Raw genomic sequence first — 20,262 nt, forward strand, 5'->3', positions numbered from 1 at the left:
CGCGGGAGAGCGCCCCCGGCGGTGGGGGCGCTCTCGCGGGGTCAGGCGATGGACCAGGCGATGCCGTCCAGGATGTCGTGTTCCGAGACGACGACCTCCGCGGCGCCGATCCGCTCCATGACCGCCTGGAGGACCAGCGCGCCGGCGCCGATCACGTCGACCCGGCCCGGGTGCAGGACCGGGATGGCGGCCCGCTCGGCGTGGGTCGTGGTCAGCATCCGCTCGGTGATCTCCCGGACCGTCGCGTACGGGACGCGGGCGTGGTGGATCTCCGAGGAGATGTAGTCGGGCAGGCCGAGGGCGATCCCGGCGACCGTGGTCACCGAGCCGGCCAGGCCGACCAGGGTGCGGGCCTCGCGCAGCGGGACCGTCTGCTCGGCCAGGTCCAGGGCCGCCTCGATGTCGGCCCGTATGGCGGCGATCTGCTCCGCGGTCGGCGGGTCGGTGACCGCGCCGTCGACCACCAGGTGCCGCTCGGTCATCCGGACGCAGCCCACGTCGACGGAGCGGGCCGCCCGGACGTGGTCCTCGCCGACGACGAACTCGGTCGAGCCGCCGCCGATGTCCACGACCAGGAACGGCTTGTCCATGGGGGTCCCCCCGGACGGAGCCTGGGGGAGATCCGCGCCGGTCAGCTCCTTCGTGGCGCCGATGAAGGAGAACTCCGCCTCCTCGTCGCCCGAGATCACCTCGGGCTCGACGCCCAGGATCTCCACGACCCCGCGGACGAAGTCGTCGCGGTTCTCGGCGTCGCGGGAGGCCGAGGTCGCCACGAAGCGCAGCCGTTCGGCGCCGAGCTCCTTGATCACCTCGGCGTACACGCGGCAGGCCGCGAAGGTGCGCTCCAGGGCCTCCGGGGCCAGCCGGCCCGTTTTGTCAACGCCCTGGCCGAGGCGGACGATCGTCATCCGCCGGTCCAGCTCGACCAGCTCGCCGGTGGCGGGGTCGAGGTCCGCCACCAGCAGGCGGATGGAGTTCGTCCCGCAGTCGACGGCCGCGACCCGGGTCACGCCTCCGACTCCTTCTGCCCGGTCGGCTCCGCAGACGCGTCCCCGGCCTGGTCGCCGCCGCCGCACGGGGTGACGCACGGGCCCTTCGCCCACCACTCCGGCAGCATGGCGAGGGCCTCGTCGCCGAACGGGTTCACGCCGGGGCCGGCGGCCAGCGAGTGGCCGACGAGCACGTGCAGACACTTCACCCGGTCCGGCATCCCGCCGGCGCTCGGGAAGCCCTGGAGCACCTCGATGGCGTCGCGGCGCCGGATGTAGTCCTCGTGCGCGGCCTGGTAGGCGGCGGCGAGCTCGGGGTCCTCGGCGAGCCGGGCCTGCATCTCCTTCATCACGCCGTTGGCCTCCAGCGTGCCGATCGCGGAGGCGGCGCGCGGGCAGGTCAGGTAGTAGAGGGTGGGGAAGGGCGTGCCGTCGGGGAGGCGGGGGGCCGTCTCGACCACGTCCGGCCGGCCGCAGGGGCAGCGGTGGGCGATGGCGCGCAGCCCGCGCGGCGGGCGTCCGAGCTGCTGCTCGAACGCCTCGATGTCCGCGTCGGTCGGCTCGGTCCGGTCGGTCTGGGGCGGGGGCGTCTGCATGCCTGGAGGAAGTCTCTTCGTTCTTGTCGTGTGGGTGGGGTGGTGCTGCTGGTGCTCTGGTGGTGCTGCCGGTGGTGTCGTCAGTCGCCGGGGCGGTCGGCCTTGTCGACGCCGTCCCAGACGTTCGAGTACCAGGGGCGGTCGGCCCCGGCCTGTCCGGTGCGCCGGTGCTCCGCCGCCTCGGCCCCGGGGTCGTTCATGATGTAGCTGATCTCGCCCGGGCGTACGAAGTGCAGGTGTTTGCGGGCCTGCTGCTCCGCATACGCGTCGTCCTGCCAGCGGGCCTTCTCGTCGCGCAGCCGTTCGAGCCGCTTGCCGGCCGCCGCGGCCGCCCGCTGCTGCTCGGCGATCTCCGAGCGCTGCGAGACGTACTGGCGCATCGGGTACGCCAGGGCGACGACCAGCGTACAGAGGACCAGCACCAGGAGGGCGGCCCGCCCGGTCAGCCGGCTGCGGCGGACCTGACGGCGGCTCTGGGAGCGGTAGACATGGGCGGCGGTCCGCTCACCGAGCTGCTTGAGCCTGGTCGCGGTGGAGAAGGTGGAGAACCGATCCCGGTTCCCGGCCATTGTTCCGCCTCCCCTGGTGTCCGGTGTCCGCGTGCCGGCACGCGCTCTCGACCACTGCACAACACGCGCTGCGCACTGCGCAGTACGCACTACGTCCCCGCACACGGTACGGGACCGGGTGCGGGGACGTACGGAGGCTCAGGGGCCGTCAGCCCTTGAAGCGGGGGAACGCGCTGCGGCCCGCGTACACCGCGGCGTCGTCGAGGATCTCCTCGATGCGCAGCAGCTGGTTGTACTTGGCGACGCGGTCCGAGCGGGCCGGGGCGCCGGTCTTGATCTGACCGCAGTTCACGGCGACGGCGAGGTCGGCGATGGTGACGTCCTCGGTCTCGCCGGAGCGGTGCGACATCATGCACTTGAAGCCGTTGCGCTGGGCCATCTCGACGGCGTCGAGGGTCTCGGTCAGCGAACCGATCTGGTTCACCTTCACGAGCAGGGCGTTGGCGGAGCCCTCCTCGATACCGCGGGCCAGACGCTCGGGGTTGGTGACGAAGAGGTCGTCGCCGACGATCTGGACCTTGGAGCCCAGCTTGTCGGTGATGGTCTTCCAGCCGGCCCAGTCGTCCTCGAACAGCGGGTCCTCGATGGAGACCAGCGGGTACGCGTCGACGAGCTCCGCGTAGTACTCGGTCATCTCGGCGGCCGAGCGGGACTGGCCCTCGAACTCGTACTTGCCGTCCTTGTAGAACTCGGACGCGGCGACGTCGAGCGCGAGCGCGATGTCCTTGCCCGGGGTGTAGCCGGCCTGCTTGATGGCCTCGACGATGAGGTCGAGCGCGGCGCGGTTGGACTCCAGGTTCGGGGCGAAGCCGCCCTCGTCGCCCAGGCCGGTGGACAGGCCCTTGGTGTGCAGGACCTTCTTGAGGGTGTGGTAGACCTCGGCGCCCCAGCGCAGGGCCTCGGAGAAGGACTCCGCGCCGATCGGCGCGATCATGAACTCCTGGATGTCCACGTTGGAGTCGGCGTGCGAGCCGCCGTTCAGGATGTTCATCATCGGAACGGGCAGCAGGTGCGCGTTCGGGCCGCCGAGGTAGCGGAACAGCGGGAGGTCGGAGGCCTCGGACGCGGCGTGCGCGACGGCGAGGGAGACGCCCAGGATGGCGTTGGCGCCGAGCGAGCCCTTGTTGTCGGTGGCGTCCAGGTCGAACATGGCCTGGTCGATCAGGCGCTGCTCGGTGGCGTCGTAGCCGACGAGCTCCGGGCCGATCTGCTCGATGACCGCGAGGACGGCCTTCTCCACGCCCTTGCCCATGTAGCGGTTGGGGTCGCCGTCGCGAAGCTCAATGGCCTCGAAGGCACCGGTGGAGGCACCGGACGGAACGGCAGCACGGCCGGTGCTGCCGTCGTCGAGGCCCACCTCGACCTCGACCGTGGGGTTGCCTCGGGAGTCCAGGATTTCCCGGGCTACGACGACGTCGATGGACGGCACGAGCATCTCCTTCTGGGGATGTGACGCTGGGTGTGCGGTGGCGGGTCAGGCCGTGGCCGGCCTTGCCGCCTAGAGCCTAACCGGCTCCGGGCTGTCGGCCAGCCGACCGCCCGGGTCCTGGGACGAAAAAGGGCCCGAATACCCCGCTTCCGGGACATACGGACCCTCATTCAGGCTGCCACCGACCGCCGTCGGGGGCGCACGCACCACCGCCCGGCGCGTGGGGGGGATACGCGCCGGGCGGTGGGCTCACACGTGCGGTGACCTTCGCGTCAGTCCGCGCGGCCTACGCACGCGGGGCTTCGCGGGATGTTCAGCCGAGCTTCAGCTTCTGGCCGGGGAAGATCAGGTCGGCGTCGGAGACGATGTCCTTGTTGAGCTCGAAGAGCTTCTCCCAGCCGCCCTTGATGTTGCGGGCCTCGGCGATGGTGCCGAGGGTGTCGCCGGACTTGACCTCGTAGGAGCCGTTGCCGGTCTTCGGGGCCGGGGCCTCGGAGCGCTCGGACCGGGTCGTGGGGGCCTCGGTGCGCGAGGGCGCCTTCTTCGTCTCGGTCTTCTGCGGCTGGGTCTTCTTGGTCTCGGTCTTCGGGGTCGAGGACTTCGGGGTCGACTTGGTGGTCGTGTTGTTGTTGGTGGCGGTCGAACCGCCGCCGGTGTAGGCCGAGTTGGTCAGGCCCTTGCCGCAGTGCGGCCAGGCGCCCTTGCCCTGGCCCTTGAGGACCTTCTCCGCGACGGCTATCTGCTGCGCCTTGGAGGCCTGGTTGGCCTGCGCGGCGTACGCCTTGCCGCCGTACTCGGCCCAGGTGGAGCCCGAGAACTGCAGGCCGCCGTAGTAGCCGTTGCCGGTGTTGATGGACCAGTTGCCGCCGGACTCGCACGCGGCGACGCGGTCCCACTCCGAGCCCGTGGCGGCGGAGGCGGTGCCCGCGGTCATCAGGGGCGCGGCGACGGCGACACCGGCGACGCCGGCGAGCGTCACGATGCGGGTGGTCCGCTCGATGGCGGTGGCGCGGCGGTGCTTGCCCTTGCCCGAAAGCAGCATGGATTTCTCCTCACCGACGCCTGCGAGGTGAGCTGTCGGGTTCGGGCGGATGAGTTGCCCGGTCGCGCGGTGTGACGCGCGGCTTCACCCCAAGCCGGTGCGTGCCGTCTTTCAACGGCCCTTCCCGGCACCTACGTTGGTTCCCCCGCTCCTGCCTTCGGCGCTTGACGCGACGAGTGTTCCCTCCGTCCGCCGGCAGGATTCGGCAGTGCGGTCGAAGGGGCCCGCGGTGGCGAGCGGTTCAGACCGTAGGCATGTCTCTCCCCGATGTTCAACGAGGAACACCGGGGAGAGAGAGCCCCTACTTGCGCTGCTTTTCGGGGTGTTTGCGCAGGTGGGGGCCTGGTTTGCGCAAGCCTCCAGGCGGGACACGCCAGTTGACCGGAAGAGATGCATGTCTCATTTGAACGAACCGGACATTCGACGCTTTACGGGTGTCCGAACTGCCCTTATTTCTGGCTTAGATCCAGGTTCTGCCCCGGCTTGATCAGGTTGGCGTCACCGCCGATGACCTGCTCGTTGGCCTTGTACAGGGCCCCCCAGCCGCCCTTCACGCCCGTGGAGCTCGCGATGGTCGCCAGGCTGTCGCCCTCCTTGACCGTGTACGAGGCCGGCGACACCTCGACGGCAGGCGTGCCGCGGTGCTTGCCGCCGCCCATGACGTCCGGGATGGCACCCGGGTCGGTGGAGGCGCCCGGTGCACCGGGTGCGCCCGGTGCGCCCGGTGCACCCTGCGCCGACGGGGCGGAGAGGTTCGCCGGGTCGGCCGGGACGCCGCCCTGGTTCGGGGCTCCCGGGGTGCCGGGCGCGGAGGCGTTCGGAGTGCCCGGGGTGACGCCCGGGGTGCCCGGGGCGCCCGGCGTGACGCCCGGGGTGACGCCCGGGGTGCCGGGGGTGCCCGGCGCGGTCGGGGTCGGCGTCACCGGGTTCGCGGTCGGGTCGCCGGGGAACACGGGCGGGACCGTCGGGTTCGCGGTCGTACCGTCCGGGGCGGGCATGACGGGCAGTCCGCTGGACGGCCCCGTCGGCGCGGGCGGGATCGTGTAGTCCGGCGCGGGGGTCGGGGCACCGAAGTCCGTGGGTCGGCTGCCGTTGCCGTTGCCGTTCGAGGGCACCTTGTCGTCGGGGCGGCTCGGGGTCTGGCCGATGGCCCGGTGCTGGCCCTTCGCGCCGGGGTCCACGTCCGCGGCGGGGGCGTCCTTGGCCAGCCCGGCCTGGGCGGCGCAGTTCTGCCAGGCCTCGGGGCCCTGGGAGCCGAGCATGCGCTCGGCGACGGCGATCTGCTGGGACCGGCTCGCGAGGTCGGCGCGCTCGGCGAACTCCTCGCCGCCCGCGTTCTTCCACTCCTCCTGGGTGAACTGCAGCCCGCCGTAGGCGCCGCTCCCGGTGTTGGCGCTCCAGGTGCCCCCGCTCTCGCACTCGGCGACCTTGTCCCAGGTGGCGGCTTCCGCCGCGTTCGCACCGGTGGCGGCCAGCAGCGGCATGGCCAGTGCGGAGCCAGTGACTCCGGCGGTGACGACAATCGCGGGGACCTGGCGGGGGCGTCTGTGGCGGCCGTTCCCGGAAAGCATGGGCAGCACCTTTCGCATAACGACTGAGTAACGGCAGAACCTAGCCTCCTTCGAACGATTGTCACAAGTTGAGCAAGAACCTGACTTTCCTTCAGGAAGTGTTCAGATGTTTCGGGGTGTGAATCGAACGGGAAGAGTGCGCAGGCCACGCATGATCAGACCTCCCCGCCATCGAAGGTCAGTTGACGGAACGGCGAGTTCCAGATCCGGCAGACGCGTCAGCAAAGTCGCAAGTGCCGTCTGCCCCTCAAGTCGCGCGAGCGGGGCGCCGAGGCAGTAGTGGATCCCGTGCCCGTACCCCAGGTGCTGGTTGTCGGCCCGGGAGAGGTCCAGGGTGTCCGGATCGGCGAACCGCGCCGGGTCCCGGTCGGCGGCGGCGAGCACGACCAGCACCGGGTCGCCGACGGCGATGTCCTGGCCCCCGAGGGTCAGCGGCCGCGTGGCGAACCGCCAGGTGGCGAGCTCCACGGGGCCGTCGTAGCGGAGCAGTTCCTCGACGCCGGTCTGCAGCAGGCCGCGCTCCCCGGCCGCGAGGGACTCCTGCAGGCGGACGCGCTGGCCGGGGTTCACGAAGAGGGAGTGCACGCCGTTGCCGATGAGGTTCACGGTGGTCTCGAAACCGGCGAACAGCAGGATGAAGGCCATGGCGGTGGCCTCGGCCTCCGTCAGGTGGTCCCCGTGGTCACTTGCCCGGATCAGGTCGGAGATGAGGTCATCGCCCAGATCATCCCTTTTCCGGTGGATGAGTTCCCCGAGATAGGTCCGCATCTGCTTCACGGAACGGGCCACTCCGCCCCGCGGGCCGCCGCCGTGCCGGATCATCATCCCGGCCCAGTCGCGGAAGTCGTCCTGGTCCTCGCGCGGTACGCCGAGCATCTCGCAGATGGCGTAGATCGGCAGCGGGAACGCGAACTCGTGGATGAGATCCGCCTCACCCCGACCGGCGAACGCGTCGATGAGCTGGTCGGTCAGCTCCTGCACCCTCGGTGTGAACTCCGCCACCCTGCGCGGGGTGAACGCCTTCGACACCAGGCGCCGCAGCCGGGTGTGGTCCGGCGGGTCGATGTTCAGCAGATGCGTCATCAGCTCCGCCTTGCGCTCCCCCGGGATCCCGGTCTTGCCCTTGGCATGCGCCGGCTCCGCATGGTGCGCCGGGTTCTTGCTGAGCCGCTGGTCGGCGAGGGCCTGGCGGGCGTCGGCATACCGGGTCACCAGCCAGGCCTCGACCCCGCTGGGCAGCCTGGTGCGGTGCACCGGCGCATGCTCGCGCAGCCAGGCGTACGCGGGGTAGGGGTCGGTCGCGAACTCCCAGTCGAACAGGGTCGGGCCCTGGGCGGGAGCGGGGTCTTCGGCGGCTGCGGGGGTCGGCTCGTGCACCCGTCGACCGTATCCCGGCCGCCGGAGCGGCATCCGATATGGGGGCGTTCGCCGCGGCTGTCCGTAGATCCGCCATCGCTTGACGCCGCCCCGTCGGCCGTTCCTACTTCGGTCCTGTGGATGTGAGGATCTTGAAAAGCAGCTTCGCGGTGGTGGAGAGGCGGGCCGAGCATGCCGTGAAGTACTTCTACTCCCACCTCTTCTGGCACAACCCCGCGATCCGCGCGCTCTTCCCGTCCGCCTCCCACGACATGCAGCGCCAGCGCGACCGGCTCTTCGCCGCCCTCACCCACGTCATCGCCCACCTGGAACACGACAGCCTGCTCCCCTACCTCCAGGACCTCGGCCGCGACCACCGCAAGTTCCTCGCCCGCCCCGAGCACTACGCGGCCGTCGGCGCCAGCCTGCTCGCCGCGCTCGCCGAGACCTCCGGCGCAGCCTGGACCCCGGTCGTGGAGAAGGCCTGGTCCGAGGCGTACCAGGTGGTCGCCGACGCGATGACCGCAGGCGCCGCCACCGGCGAGGGCCCGCCCTGGTGGGACGCGGAGATCGTGCGCCACCTCGCCTACGGCGAGGACGTGGGCGTCCTCACCCTGCGCCCCGAGGCCCCCTTCCCCTACCGGCCCGGCCAGTACACGAGCGTGAGCAGCGCACGCGTCCCGCGGACCTGGCGCACCTACTCCATCGGCAACGCCCCGCGCCCCGACGGCACCCTCGACCTGCACGTCAGCCGTATCGAACGCGGCCGGCTCAGCACCGCCCTGGTCCGCGAGGCCCGGCCCGGCGAGATGCTGCGGCTCGGCGCGCCCGGCGGGGCGCTGACCTTCCGCCGCGCCGACCGTCCGGTCAGCCTGATCGCCGCCGGAACCGGCTGGGCACCCGTCCGGGCCCTCCTGGAGGAGCTCGCCGGGCATCCGCCCGCCCAGGGCGTACGGCTCTTCGTCGTCGCCCGGGACACCGCGCACCTCTACGACCGCCCGCTGATCGACGCGTACGCCGCCGCCTTCCGCTGGCTCGCCGTCACCTACATCACGCCCGCCCCCGGACGGCACCGCGACGAGGCCACCGCCCGGCTGGCGACCGCGCTCGGCAACCGCGGGCTCTGGCCCGACCACGACGTCTACCTCAGCGGCCCGCCGGGGTTCGTCGACGAGACCGCGGACCTGCTGCGGGGGCTCGGTGCCGACCCCGGCCGGATCTTCCACGACACCCTGCCCGCCGCGGGCACCGGCCACGGCCCCGGCGGACGGCCGCTGGGCTTCGGCGAGTGGTTCCTGCACCGCCCGGCCCCGCACTGGCTGGACCCGTCACAACGCACACCCCGCCACGGCTGACCCGCCACGGCCGGCCCCGCTGCCGGCCCGGGGCGCGGACGACGCGAGGCACGGACGACGCGAGGCACGGACGACGCGGTGCGCGGACGACGCGGTGCCGGCGACGCGGTGCCGGACGACCCCCGGCTGCTACGCGCCGACGCCCTCCGCGGCGCGGATCGCGTCCCGGTAGGCGCGGGCCGCCGCGCGCAGCGCGGTCTCGGGGTCGATGCCCGCCGCCTCGGCGCGCGCCGCCATCCGCAGCAGCTCGTACCCGATGCCCTCGCCGTCCGGCAGCTCCACGGCCACGCCGCCCGCCCGGACCCGGCCGGCCAGCTTGGCCGCGAGGGCCAGGCCCGGCTGGCCCAGCGGGATCCCGTCGGTGACCGACTCCCGCTGCTTCTCCACCGCCTTGGTGCGCTGCCAGTGCACGGCCACGTCCTCCGCGGTCCGCGCCTCGGCGTCCCCGAAGACGTGCGGGTGCCGGTGGATCAGCTTCTCGACGAGGCTGCCGGCCACGTCGTCCACGGAGAACGGCTCGTCCGGGTGCTCCTCGGCGATCCGCGCGTGGAAGACCACCTGGAGCAGGACGTCGCCGAGCTCCTCGCGCAGCTCCTCCCGGTCCCCTTCCTCGATGGCCTCGACCAGCTCGTACGCCTCCTCCATCGCGTACTTGACCAGCCCCTCGTGGGTCTGGCGCGAGGTCCACGGGCACTCGCGGCGGACCCGGTCCATCACCTGCACCAGGTCGAGCAGCCGCGCGCCGGGCAGGTCGTACGAGCCGGGCAGCAGCTCCAGGTCGGGCATCGCGAACCGGCCGGAGCCGGCCATCCGGGCCAGGCCGTCGGTGAGCCGCCGGTCGCCCTCGCCGGCCGGGATCAGCACGAGCGTGCGCCCGCCGGCGCAGGCCTCGACCAGGCCCTGCGCGTCCGGGCTGTCGATGGCGACGTCGACGCCCGCCTCGCGCAGGTACGGCAGCTGCGGGTGCTCCGGGTCGGTGCACAGCACCCGGTCCGCGGCGTGCAGGGCCTGCCAGGCCGGCCAGGACAGCAGGCCGGGGGCGACCCGGTGGCTGGCGGTGAGCAGGACGATCCGGCCGGCGGCGGTCTCGTCGCCCGGCTCGGGAGCGGCTTCGGGGGCGGGTCCGGCGGCGGCTTCGGGGGCGGGTTCGGCGGCGTGGGAGTTCACCCTCCGAACCTACCTCCCTCCCCGGGCCCCCGGCCGGGGGCCCGGGGGCCCCGAGGCCCTCGGGGCTCAGGCTCCGGCGGGGGCCGGCCCGGGCCGGGTCCGCTGGGTGATCCAGGGGGTGGTCTGGTCCCCGATGGCGATCTGCTGCGCGTCCCAGGCCCCGTAGCGCGGGTTCACCTCGATGCGCAGGGCCTGCGCGACCGCGCCGAGCTGCTCCACGGCCTTCTCCGGGCTGCCGTAGTGGGCGAAGAGCCTGTCGCGCAGCAGTTTGAAGCGCAGGTCCGCCTCCACCTGGCCGGGCGCCAGCTGGGCCTGTTCGAGGGCGGAGGCCTCCAGCCGCTCGGCGCCGCCCGCCTTCTGGAGCTGCTCGTTCCGGAAATCCTCGATCTCCCGACGGCTGAGGGTGATGCCCGCGTCCTTCGCGGCGCGCTCCAGGACGGCCGTCTGGAGCATCCTGTTGAGCTTGGACCGGTCCAGGCCCGGCGTGGACTGGATCAGCCCGGCCGCGGCCTCGCCGGCCTCGTTCTGTGCGGCGCGGACATCGTTCACCTGGGCCTGGAGCGCGGAGGTGGTGATCCGTTCGCCGCCGACGACGGCTGCCGTTCCGGGGCGTGCCTCGCCCGAGCAGGCGGACAGCAGGGGGGCCGCCGCGAGCAGGGCGGCGGAGACGGAGAGCGCAGTGCGACGGTGCAAAGGAGCCTCCAGGGCCGGGAGATTGTGCGTCAGTGCACAAAGGCCGTGCGGTGATCGATGGTATGCAGTCCGGGTGGCCCGAGCCACTGGTTCGACCAACGATTCCCGGGGTGTCGCGGTACGCATGCGGTCTCCGGGGCCGGTGTCCAGGGTTGGCGTCCAGGCCATCCTGCGGCCATCCCCGGGTCCCCCGGGAATGGCAGGGTCGGCCCACCATGTCGACACCGCTCCGCTTGCCGCACCGCCCGCCGCTCCGGCCGCCGGCCCGGTCCCGGCCGGGACCCGCGCGCCGCTCCCCGCGCCGACCGAGCCTGGCGGGCGCGGCGCTCGCCGCCCTGCTGACGACGGCGGCCGTCTGCGCGGGGGACGCGGCCGCGCGCGTCTTCCCGTACGGGCACCGCCACCGCAGCGTCAACGACCTCGGCAACCAGTTCGTGCCCTTCCACGCCCACCTGTGGGACCTGCTGCACGGGCGGGCCCGCGGCGGGCTGCTGCTCAACTGGCAGTCCGGGTACGGCACGAGCTTCCTGCCCGACTTCGGCACCTACCTGGCCAGCCCGTTCGCGCCGCTCGTCGCCCTGTTCCCGCGGCAGGACATCGACCTCGCGGTGTACGTGGTCACCGTCTCGAAGACGGCGGCCGCGGCGGCGGCCATGGCCTGGCTGCTGCGCACGCAGGCCCGCGGCCCGTGGTGGGCGGCGGGGCTGCTGGGGGCCTCGTACGCGCTGTGCGGCTGGTCGGTGATCGAGGCCGCGTACAACCCGATGTGGCTGGACGGGCTGATCGCGTTCCCGCTGCTGTGCCTGACCGGCGAATGGGCGCTGCGCGGGCGCCGGTTCACGGCGGCGGTGCTCGTCGCGGCGGTGTGCTGGACGGCGAACTTCTACACCGCCTACATGGCCACGCTGGGCGCCGCGCTGGTGCTCCTGGTCCGGGTGGTGCTCACGCGTCAGGGTGTGCGGGAGCGGCTGTCGGCGGTGGCCCGGGCGGCGGCCGGCACCCTGCTGGGCATCGCCGTGTCCGCGCCGGTGCTGGTGCCGCTGTTCCTGAGCTCGCGGCAGGCCTACCCCGGCTGGAGCCGGCAGTTCCGGCCGGTGCCGTGGGCGGACCTGTTCGCCCGCCTCCTGCCCGGCACCTACTCCTTCTCCTCCCCCGCCCTGTTCGTCGGCACGGGCACGCTGCTGCTGGTGGCCGCCCTGCCGTTCCACCGGAGGGTGCCGCTGCGCTCGCGGCTGTGGTGGACGGGGCTGGCCGCGGCGGTGCTGCTGTCCTTCCAGTGGACGCCGGCCCACCTGGCCTGGCACGTGTTCGCCACCCCGAACGGCAGCCCGTACCGGCAGACCTTCGTGCTCGCCGGGATCGCCGTCATCGCGGCCTGGGCAGCCCTCGCGGGCGGCCTGCCGGGGCCGCGGGCGCTCACTGCGGGGGCGGGGGTGCTGGGGGCGGCGGCCCTCGCCGCGAGCGGCAGCCCGCTCGCCACGGGCCGGGGGCTCGCCCTGTTCTGCGGCGGGCTGGCCCTGGCCGCGGCGGCCTGGTGCCTCCTGCGCCCTGCACTCGCCGCCGCGAACCCGCCCGGCCGGGCGTCCTCCCCCGGCCGGGCGCCCTCGCCCGCGCGCCGCCGGCTCGCGGGGCCGGCGGTGGCCGTGCTGGCCGCCGTCCTGGCCGGGCAGGCCGCGGCGACCACGGCGTTCGGGCACCGCGGCAAGCTGGGCGGCCTGGACGACTACCCCTCCTGGGGCCGCACCCACACCGCGCGGGCCGCCGCCCTGGCGGGGGCCGAGGGCTGGCCCGCGTACCGCACCGACCCGAGCCGGCCCGCGCTGTCGGGCAACGACCCGCTGCTGCTGGGCGGGGAGGGCGGCGCCTACTACAGCAGCCACACCCCCGACGTGTTCACCCGCACCATGGCGGCCCTCGGCGCCGGCTGGACCTCGCGCGGGCGCAACGTGCAGAGCATCGACAACCCGGTGACCGACGCACTCCTCGCGGTCGGCGCCCGGCTCCGGCCGGACGGCACGGTCGCCCGCACCGACACGCTCCCGCTGGTCACGCTCCGCCCGCCCGCCCCCGCCCCCGCCTTCGGGGAGTCGCCCTTCGCCAACCAGGAACTCCTGCTGGGCGCCCGGGTGTACGAGGACCCGGTCGCGCCGGGGGTGTGCCGCGCGGGCACCGAGGCCTTCCTGTGGGCCCCCGAGTACCACGCGAACGCCCGCCTCGCCGACGGGCCGGCCTTCCGCCTGAACGGCAGCCCGCCGCGCAACCGGGCGGCCCTGCAGCCCCTCGGCCCCTCGCACGGCGCGTCCTCCGCGCTGGTCTTCGAGGCCCCGGCGCCGCCCCGCTGGGCGCTGTCCTGCCTGGACCGCGGCCGGCTCGACGCGGCGGTGGCCGGGCTGCGGGCGCGGGCCGCCGCGTCGGTGCGGGTCGGTGCGGCGGGCGTCCGCGCCACCCTGCCCCCGGGCTCCGAGGGCACGGCGGTGCTGGCCGCGCCCGCCATCGCGGGCTGGACCTGCAACGGCCGCCCGGCGCAGGCGCACCTGGGCCTGGTCGCCGTGCCCGTGGCCGCCGGCACCACGGAGGTGGGCTGCACGTTCCGGCCGCCGGGACTCCTACCCGGCGCCGCGGCCGCCGCGGCCGCCCTCCTTCTGGTGGCCGGCCTGGCGGTGCGGCGGCGGCTGCGTCAGCGGACCCGGCCCAGCCACTGAAGGGTGCGGCGGACCTCGGTGGAGAAGGGGTGTCCCGGGCCGTGCAGCCGCTCCGCGTCGAACAGCAGCCGGGCCAGGGTGTCGTGGGCGGACGCCCGGTCGCCCAGCGACAGCAGCAGGTGCGCTATCCGGCGGCGGACCTCCAGCGGCAGCCCCGGGTCCGGGTTCGCGTAGTGGTTCTCGAACATCGGCAGCAGCGAGCGGTACTCCGCCAGCGCCGCCGCCGGCTCCCCGAGCTGCTCCAGGCACTGGGCCGCGTCGTAGCGGAACCGCAGGGCCTGCGCGTCGCCGGCCGGGAACTCCTCGGCGAGGCGGCGCAGTTCGGGCAGGGCCCGGCGGTACTGGCCGTCGTCCATGAGCGTGGCCGCGTACTGCTTGCGCAGGCTGCGGACCACCGGCGAGTGCTCGCCGTGCTCCGCGGCGGCCGCCGGCAGGATCCCGCCGAGGATGTCCACGGCCTGGGTGAGGCGGCCCTGGTCGAGGAGGCTGCGGGCCTCGTCGACGGCGGCCGGGATGTCCGGCCGGGCGGGCGGCGCGGTCGGCTGCGGCGGGATCGCGGCGGCCCGGTCCGGCCAGGGGGCGTGCGGGCGCAGGAAGGGCCGGGTGGGGTCGAGGGTCGCGGCCGGGGTGCCCTGCTGGGGCAGCAGCGGCGCGAGGGCCTCGTACACCTGCTGCGCGGACGCGGGCCGGTCCTGCGGGTCCTTGGCCAGCAGGTGCAGCAGGACCGCCTCCAGCTGGTGCGGGATCTCCGGGCGGGCCCGGCGCACCGGGACCGGCGGCTCGTACAGGTGGCGGTGCAGCACGCCGAGCGCGGTGGACCCGGCGAACGGGACGTTGCCGCTGAGGAGTTCGTACAGCAGGACGCCCAGGGCGTACAGGTCGGTGTACGGGCCCACGGCGCCGCCCATCGCCTGCTCGGGCGCCATGTACGCCGGGCTGCCGATCGGCGTGCCGGTGCTGGTGAGGCGGGTGGTGTCGGTGTCCATCACCGAGGCGACACCGAGGTCGAGGACCAGGACGGTGCCGTCGGGGCGGACCATCACGTTCCGCGGCTTGAGGTCGCGGTGCACGATCGGCACCGCGTGCACGGCGGACAGCACCCCGCACAGCTGCGCGACCACCGCCACGGCCCACTGCCACGGGTAGGTCTCGCGGGCGGCGAGGTGGTCGGCCAGGTTGTCGCCCTCGACGTACCCCATGACGAGGAACAGCTCGTCGCCGTCGCTGCCCGCGTCGTGCACCGTGACCAGGCCCGGGTGGTCCACCTGCGCGGTGACCCGGCACTCGCGCACGAAGCGGCGGCGCAGCTCGTCGGCGACCGAGCCGGGCCCGGCCACCTTGTCCGGGCGCAGCAGCTTGACGGCGACGCGCCGGTCGAGGCGCTGGTCGTACGCCGTCCACACCTGGCCCATGCCGCCCTGGCCGAGCAGCGAGGCCAGCCGGTAGCGCTCGCCGATGATCCGGTTGTCGTCCGTCACCGGGCCGGGCCCTCACCCTCGGTGCGGGGCGTCGTCGGCGGCGGGGTCTGCTTGCGCAGCAGCTCGCTCAGCTCGTCGAGTTCGGCCCGCACCTGGCCGATGCGCGGCGGCGTCACGGGGCCCGGCGCCTGCGGCTGCGGCTGCGACTGCGGCGGCTGCGGCTGCGGCATCGGCTGGGCCTGGAGGCGGGGCTGCATCGGCTGGGTCTGCGCCTGGGGGTAGCCGTACCCGGGCTGCGACGGCTGGGTCTGCTGCGGCGACACGTACGGGGCGGTCTGCGCCGGGTACCAGGCGGCGGTGCGGGCCGCGGCCAGGCGCTCGTGGTGGCGGATGTCGCCCACGAGGAAGTAGATGCAGGTGACGAAACTGGTGATGATGAGGCCGAACGCGCCGACGTCGCTCTGCCAGCCGTCGGTGTTGGGCGTCTTGTCGGCGTCGAAGATCAACACCCAGACCACGGTCAGCACGAAGTTGACGACCAGCAGGACCCAGTCGACGGTCCGGCGGGTGAGGATCGCCAGCCGCAGCATCGAGGCCCACCCGAGGAAATTGCAGCTCAGGACGGGAAGCAGGGCGAACAGCACGCGCAGTGCCACCACACCCCCGGAACTGGGCTGGGGGCCTTGCTGCGGCGGGAGGCCGGGGCCGTGCATCGCTGCTCCTGACGGACCGTGTCGACTGGTTCAGCTCTGAGGGTATACAGCGTTTCCGGCCGCCAGTGAGGGGATAACCGCAACCGTTGCAGGCTTGCCGCACAGCACCCGGCCCCGGCCCGGCGCACCCCCGACGCGCCCCGGGGCTCCGCGCGCCCCGCGCCGGGGCACCGGGCCGCGGCCCGCGAGCCGGATGTCCGGCCGACGGACGAACATACCCACGGGTAACCTCGGGCCTTCCGACTGCCTGTCCGGGGGGAACTCACCATGCTCACCAGGAAATCCGCGGCAACCGCGCTCGTCGGCGCGACCCTGCTCGCCTGCGCCGCCTGCGGGCCGCAACCGGGGAAGGCCACGACGGCCTCCGCCTCCGCTTCCACTTCCGCCTCACCGTCGCCGACCGCGACGGCCGACGTCCTGGCGGGCCAGGATCCCGCCGCCGTCCTGCGCCGCGCGTACGAGGAGACGCAACGGGCCGGCATCAAGGAGGCCTCGGTGCACACGACCGTCGACGAGCGGCAGATGCAGGCCGAGCTGACCGTCGGCAGCGACGGATCGTGCTCGGGCAGCGTCACGACCATCCTGGCCGGTTCGGCGGAGCTGTACCTGCGCGACGGGGTCCTGCTGATCAAGGGCGACACGGGCTTCCTGGAGAACCACTTCGAGGACCGGTCCGCCGACGCCGCGAAACGAGCGGTGGCCCGTGCGGCGGGCCAGTGGGCCGAACTGCCGGCGGACGAGCCCTCGACCGCCCGCCTCACCGGGTTGTGCACCGAGGGCGGCGCCCCGGCGAAGGCGTACTCCCTGGACCGCACCGACATCCGGCGGGGCGCTGACACCTCGTCCAGCGGCCGGCCGGTGGCGGTCTTCACCTCCACCGACGCACAGGGCGCCAGGATCACCGATCACGTGCTGCTGTCGGGGGCCGCTCCCAGCCTGACCCAACGCTACCGGGAGGCCGGCAAGGCGCACGACAGGGTGTGGTACAAGGTGCTCCACGACAAGCCGTACAACCGGCTCCCGACTCCGGCCGCCTCGGTGAAGGTCTGAGCGGGGCCCCGGCCGGGAACCGAAAGCATCGGTTGCCGGCCGGGGGGCTCACGAGCTCACGAGCCGAGGATGGTGGTGAGGAACTCGCCCGTCCAGGCCAGCAGCTCGCGGCCGACCAGCGGCTTGCCGCCCACCCGCGCGGTCTTCGGCCGCGGGACCAGCACCTGGGAGGCGGCGGCCTTGACGACCGTGCCCGGGTAGAGGCGCCCCAGGCGCAGCTCCTGCGATTCGCGCAGCTCCACCGGCGAGAAGCGGATGTTGCTGCCCTGGAGGGTGATGTCCCCGACCCCGCAGGCCCGGGCGAGCATCCGCAGGCCGGCGACGAGCAGCAGGTTCTCCACCGGCTCCGGCAGCTTGCCGTAGCGGTCGGTGAGTTCCTCGCGGACCGCCTTGATGTCCTCCTCCGAGGTGGCCGACGCGATCGACCGGTACGCCTGCAGGCGCAGCCGCTCGCCGGGCGCGTAGTCGTGCGGGACGTGCGCGTCGACCGGCAGCTCGATCTTGACCTCCAGCGGCGGCTCCTCCTCCGCCTGGCCCTCGACGGAGGCCCGGTAGTCGGCCACGGCCTCGCCGACCATCCGGATGTACAGGTCGAAGCCGACGCCCGCGATGTGGCCGGACTGCTCGCCGCCGAGCAGGTTTCCGGCGCCGCGGATCTCCAGGTCCTTCATCGCCACGTACATGCCCGCGCCCATCTCGGTGTGCTGGGCGATCGTCGCGAGCCGCTCGTGCGCCGTCTCGGTCAGCGGACGCTCCGGCGGGTACAGGAAGTACGCGTACCCGCGCTCGCGGCCGCGGCCGACACGGCCGCGCAGCTGGTGCAGCTGCGAGAGGCCGAAGGTGTCGCCGCGCTCGACGATCAGGGTGTTGGCGTTGGAGATGTCGATGCCGGACTCGACGATCGTCGTCGACACGAGCACGTCGAACTTCTTCTCCCAGAAGTCCACCACGACCTGTTCCAGGGCCTGTTCGGACATCTGGCCGTGCGCGGTCGCGATCCGCGCCTCGGGCACGATCTCGCGCAGCCGGGCCGCGGCCCGGTCGATCGACTCGACCCGGTTGTGGATGTAGAAGACCTGGCCCTCGCGCAGCAGCTCGCGCCGGAGCGCCGCACCGATCTGCTTCTCCTCGTACGGGCCGACGAAGGTGAGCACCGGGTGCCGCTCCTCCGGCGGGGTGGTGATCGTCGACATCTCGCGGATGCCCGTCACCGCCATCTCCAGGGTGCGCGGGATCGGCGTCGCGGACATCGTCAGCACGTCCACGTTGGCCCGCAGCTTCTTCAGCTGCTCCTTGTGCTCGACACCGAAGCGCTGCTCCTCGTCGACGATGACCAGGCCCAGGTCCTTGAACTTCGTCTCCTGCGAGAACAGGCGGTGCGTGCCGATGACGACGTCCACCGCGCCGTCCTTCAGGCCCTCCAGGGTGGCCTTGGCCTCGGTGTCGGTCTGGAACCGGGACAGCGCCTTCACGTTGACCGGGAACTGGCTGTAGCGCTCGGAGAAGGTCCCGTAGTGCTGCTGCACCAGCAGCGTCGTCGGGACGAGGACGGCGACCTGCTTGCCGTCCTGGACGGCCTTGAACGCCGCCCGCACCGCGATCTCGGTCTTGCCGTAGCCGACGTCGCCGCAGATCAGGCGGTCCATGGGAACGGACTTCTCCATGTCCTCCTTCACCTCGGCGATGGTGGTCAGCTGGTCGGGCGTCTCCGCGTACGGGAAGGCGTCCTCCAGCTCCCGCTGCCACGGGGTGTCCGGGCCGAAGGTGTGGCCGGGGGCCGCCATCCGCGCGCTGTACAGCCTGATCAGGTCGGCGGCGATCTCCTTGACCGCCTTCTTGGCGCGCGCCTTGGTCTTGGTCCAGTCGGCGCCGCCGAGCCGGTGCAGGGTCGGGGCCTCGCCGCCCACGTACTTGGTGACCTGCTCCAGCTGGTCGGTGGGGATGTACAGGCGGTCGCCGGGCTGGCCGCGCTTGGCGGGGGCGTACTCGACCAGCAGGTACTCGCGGGTGGCGCCCTGCACGGTGCGCTGCACCATCTCCAGGTAGCGGCCCACGCCGTGCTGCTCGTGGACGATGTAGTCGCCGACCTCCAGGGTGAGCGGGTCGATCGACTTGCGGCGCCGGGTCGGCATCCGGCCCAGGTCCTTGACGGCGGTGCGCTGCCCGGTCAAGTCGGTCTCGGTGAGGACGGCCAGGCGCAGCGCCGGGTCGACGAAGCCGGTGGCCAGGGAGCCGCAGGCGACGTGGACGAGGTGCGGCTCCAGGGCGGCGAGGCCGGCCTCCAGGCGGGCCGGGATGCCCTCCCCGCCGAGGACCTCGACGGTGCGGGCGGCCGGGCCGTGGCCCTCGGTGAGGTAGACGGTGCGCCAGCCGTCGGCGAGCCAGGCCTTGGTGTCGGCGAGGGCCCGGGCGGTGTCCCCGCGGTAGGTCTCGGGGGCGTGCATGCCCAGCTTCAGCGTGTCGGCGGCAAACGGCGCGTCCGCGGCGTGCGCCACCGCCTCGTCGGCGGCGAACGGGGAGACCGACCACCACATCATGCCGAGCTCGCGGGCCCGGTCCCGGACGTCGGCGATCCCCCGCAGGGAGGCCGCGCCGACGTCGATGGGGGCCTCGCCGCCGCCGGCGGTCGCCGCCCAGGACGCCATGAGGAACTCCTGGCTGGTGGCCACCAGGTCGGCGGCCCGGGTCCGCACCCGCTCCGGGTCGCACACCACGGCCATGGACCCGGCCGGCAGGACGTCGATGAGCAGTTCCATGTCGTCGACGAGGACGGGGGCGAGGGACTCCATGCCCTCCACCGCGATCCCCTCGGCGATCTTGTTCAGGAGTTCGCCCAGCTCGGGGTGGCGCTCGGCCAGGTTCGCGGCGCGCTCGCGCACCTGCGCGGTGAGCAGCAGCTCGCGGCAGGGCGGGGCCCACAGGCCGTGCTCGGCGACCTCCAGGGAACGCTGGTCGGCGACCTTGAAGTAGCGGATCTCCTCGACCTCGTCGCCCCAGAACTCGATGCGGAGCGGGTGCTCCTCGGTGGGCGGGAACACGTCGAGGATGCCGCCGCGGACGGCGAACTCGCCGCGCTTCTCCACCAGCTCGACGCGGGCGTACGCGGCCGCGGCCAGCGCCTCGGTGATCTCGCCGAGGTCGGCGCTCTCCCCCTGCCGCAGGCTGACGGGCACCAGGTCGGCGAGCCCCTTGACCTGCGGCTGGAGCACGGAGCGGATCGGCGCGACCACGACGGAGACGGGTCCGGCGGCCGGGTCGTCCTTGCTCGGGTGCACCAGCCGGCGCAGTACGGCCAGGCGCCGGCCCACGGTGTCGCTGCGCGGCGAGAGCCGCTCGTGGGGCAGCGTCTCCCAGGACGGGAACTCCGCCACCTCCTCGGGCGGCAGGAACGACCTCAGCGCGGCGGCCAGGTCCTCGGCCTCCCGCCCGGTCGCGGTGACCGCGAGCACCGTCCGGCCGGTACGGGCGGCCAGCGCGGCGATCGCGAAGGGCCGGGCGGCGGGCGGGCCGACGAGGTCCACGTGCATGCGGTTGCCGTCCCCGGCCGCGGTGACCGCCTCGGCGACGGCGGGGTCCCGGGTGACGGCGTCGAGCAGTCCGTGCAGGCTCATG

The 20,262-nt window shown here is 73.6% G+C and carries 15 protein-coding genes and 1 riboswitch; of the genes, 3 read left to right on the forward strand and 12 right to left on the reverse strand.

Annotated features, from left to right (window positions below):
- Positions 1 to 41: 41 nt before the first annotated feature.
- The 7 genes from ACIQUT_RS20115 to ACIQUT_RS20145 all read right to left on the reverse strand — a co-directional run bounded on the left by ACIQUT_RS20115 (position 42) and on the right by ACIQUT_RS20145 (position 7,573).
- Positions 42 to 1,010, reverse strand: coding sequence for an exopolyphosphatase (locus ACIQUT_RS20115; protein WP_403564271.1), 969 nt, complete (start codon positions 1,008 to 1,010; stop codon positions 42 to 44).
- Positions 1,007 to 1,585, reverse strand: a complete 579-nt coding sequence (locus ACIQUT_RS20120) for a DUF501 domain-containing protein (protein WP_403564272.1) — start codon at positions 1,583 to 1,585, stop codon at positions 1,007 to 1,009. Before ACIQUT_RS20120 ends, ACIQUT_RS20115 begins: the two co-directional genes overlap by 4 nt.
- Before the next feature lie 80 nt (positions 1,586 to 1,665).
- A complete protein-coding gene (locus ACIQUT_RS20125) occupies positions 1,666 to 2,154 on the reverse strand; it encodes a septum formation initiator family protein (RefSeq protein ID WP_403564273.1) in 489 nt (162 codons plus the stop codon).
- A gap of 148 nt (positions 2,155 to 2,302) precedes the next feature.
- On the reverse strand, positions 2,303 to 3,589 hold the full coding sequence (gene eno, locus ACIQUT_RS20130; protein WP_403564274.1) for a phosphopyruvate hydratase: 1,287 nt from the start codon (positions 3,587 to 3,589) through the stop codon (positions 2,303 to 2,305).
- A 307-nt stretch (positions 3,590 to 3,896) separates the two neighbouring features.
- Positions 3,897 to 4,625, reverse strand: a complete 729-nt coding sequence (locus tag ACIQUT_RS20135; RefSeq protein WP_403564275.1) for a transglycosylase family protein — start codon at positions 4,623 to 4,625, stop codon at positions 3,897 to 3,899.
- Between the two features lie 2 nt (positions 4,626 to 4,627).
- Positions 4,628 to 4,798, reverse strand: a riboswitch (cyclic di-AMP (ydaO/yuaA leader).
- Positions 4,799 to 5,074: 276 nt separating this feature from the next.
- The gene (locus ACIQUT_RS20140) at positions 5,075 to 6,196 is read right to left on the reverse strand and encodes a transglycosylase family protein (protein ID WP_403564276.1); all 1,122 of its coding nucleotides are present in this window, start codon (positions 6,194 to 6,196) and stop codon (positions 5,075 to 5,077) included.
- Positions 6,197 to 6,298: 102 nt separating this feature from the next.
- Positions 6,299 to 7,573 (reverse strand): cytochrome P450, encoded by a 1,275-nt coding sequence (locus tag ACIQUT_RS20145; protein WP_403564277.1) that lies wholly within the window; start codon positions 7,571 to 7,573, stop codon positions 6,299 to 6,301.
- A gap of 122 nt (positions 7,574 to 7,695) precedes the next feature.
- Here ACIQUT_RS20145 and ACIQUT_RS20150 point away from each other — a divergent pair, with 122 nt between their 5' ends.
- The gene (locus tag ACIQUT_RS20150) at positions 7,696 to 8,907 is read left to right on the forward strand and encodes a globin domain-containing protein (RefSeq protein WP_403564278.1); all 1,212 of its coding nucleotides are present in this window, start codon (positions 7,696 to 7,698) and stop codon (positions 8,905 to 8,907) included.
- Positions 8,908 to 9,036: 129 nt separating this feature from the next.
- Here the strand turns inward: ACIQUT_RS20150 and ACIQUT_RS20155 are convergent, their stop codons facing one another.
- Entirely contained in the window at positions 9,037 to 10,074 is a 1,038-nt protein-coding gene (locus tag ACIQUT_RS20155; protein WP_403564279.1) for a nucleoside triphosphate pyrophosphohydrolase, read from the reverse strand.
- A gap of 66 nt (positions 10,075 to 10,140) precedes the next feature.
- Positions 10,141 to 10,767, reverse strand: coding sequence for a SurA N-terminal domain-containing protein (locus ACIQUT_RS20160; protein ID WP_403564280.1), 627 nt, complete (start codon positions 10,765 to 10,767; stop codon positions 10,141 to 10,143).
- Between the two features lie 215 nt (positions 10,768 to 10,982).
- Here ACIQUT_RS20160 and ACIQUT_RS20165 point away from each other — a divergent pair, with 215 nt between their 5' ends.
- Positions 10,983 to 13,469: a YfhO family protein gene (locus ACIQUT_RS20165; protein ID WP_403564281.1), complete on the forward strand. Its 2,487-nt coding sequence runs from the start codon at positions 10,983 to 10,985 to the stop codon at positions 13,467 to 13,469.
- On the opposite strand, the gene ACIQUT_RS20170 is transcribed toward ACIQUT_RS20165, so the two are convergent.
- Both ACIQUT_RS20170 and ACIQUT_RS20175 read right to left on the reverse strand, forming a co-directional pair.
- Complete coding sequence (locus ACIQUT_RS20170; protein ID WP_403564282.1) at positions 13,445 to 14,947, reverse strand: protein kinase; 1,503 nt, start codon at positions 14,945 to 14,947, stop codon at positions 13,445 to 13,447. The genes ACIQUT_RS20165 and ACIQUT_RS20170 overlap by 25 nt on opposite strands.
- On the reverse strand, positions 14,944 to 15,600 hold the full coding sequence (locus tag ACIQUT_RS20175) for a hypothetical protein (RefSeq protein ID WP_403564283.1): 657 nt from the start codon (positions 15,598 to 15,600) through the stop codon (positions 14,944 to 14,946). Before ACIQUT_RS20175 ends, ACIQUT_RS20170 begins: the two co-directional genes overlap by 4 nt.
- A 267-nt stretch (positions 15,601 to 15,867) precedes the next feature.
- Between ACIQUT_RS20175 and ACIQUT_RS20180 the strand changes: the two genes are divergently transcribed.
- Positions 15,868 to 16,650 carry a hypothetical protein gene (locus ACIQUT_RS20180; RefSeq protein WP_403564284.1) on the forward strand — a complete coding sequence of 261 codons (783 nt, stop codon included), beginning with the start codon at positions 15,868 to 15,870 and terminating at the stop codon, positions 16,648 to 16,650.
- A 56-nt stretch (positions 16,651 to 16,706) separates the two neighbouring features.
- Here ACIQUT_RS20180 and mfd read toward each other — a convergent pair whose 3' ends face one another.
- A complete protein-coding gene (gene mfd / locus ACIQUT_RS20185; RefSeq protein ID WP_403564285.1) occupies positions 16,707 to 20,261 on the reverse strand; it encodes a transcription-repair coupling factor in 3,555 nt (1,184 codons plus the stop codon).
- Between the last annotated feature and the right edge of the window lies 1 nt (position 20,262).

Source organism: Streptomyces sp. NPDC090445 (genome assembly GCF_044769385.1).
Lineage (GTDB): Bacteria > Actinomycetota > Actinomycetes > Streptomycetales > Streptomycetaceae > Streptomyces.

Bases quoted from the DNA above. Each gene is read 5' to 3' on its own strand.
- ACIQUT_RS20120 (WP_403564272.1), bottom strand. From the start codon at position 1,585: ATGCAGACGCCCCCGCCCCAGACCGACCGGACCGAGCCGACCGACGCG.
- ACIQUT_RS20140 (WP_403564276.1), bottom strand. From the start codon at position 6,196: ATGCTTTCCGGGAACGGCCGCCACAGACGCCCCCGCCAGGTCCCCGCG.
- ACIQUT_RS20180 (WP_403564284.1), top strand. From the start codon at position 15,868: ATGCTCACCAGGAAATCCGCGGCAACCGCGCTCGTCGGCGCGACCCTG.
- ACIQUT_RS20165 (WP_403564281.1), top strand. From the start codon at position 10,983: ATGTCGACACCGCTCCGCTTGCCGCACCGCCCGCCGCTCCGGCCGCCG.
- ACIQUT_RS20175 (WP_403564283.1), bottom strand. From the start codon at position 15,600: ATGCACGGCCCCGGCCTCCCGCCGCAGCAAGGCCCCCAGCCCAGTTCC.
- mfd (WP_403564285.1), bottom strand. From the start codon at position 20,261: ATGAGCCTGCACGGACTGCTCGACGCCGTCACCCGGGACCCCGCCGTC.
- ACIQUT_RS20135 (WP_403564275.1), bottom strand. From the start codon at position 4,625: ATGCTGCTTTCGGGCAAGGGCAAGCACCGCCGCGCCACCGCCATCGAG.
- eno (WP_403564274.1), bottom strand. From the start codon at position 3,589: ATGCTCGTGCCGTCCATCGACGTCGTCGTAGCCCGGGAAATCCTGGAC.
- ACIQUT_RS20125 (WP_403564273.1), bottom strand. From the start codon at position 2,154: ATGGCCGGGAACCGGGATCGGTTCTCCACCTTCTCCACCGCGACCAGG.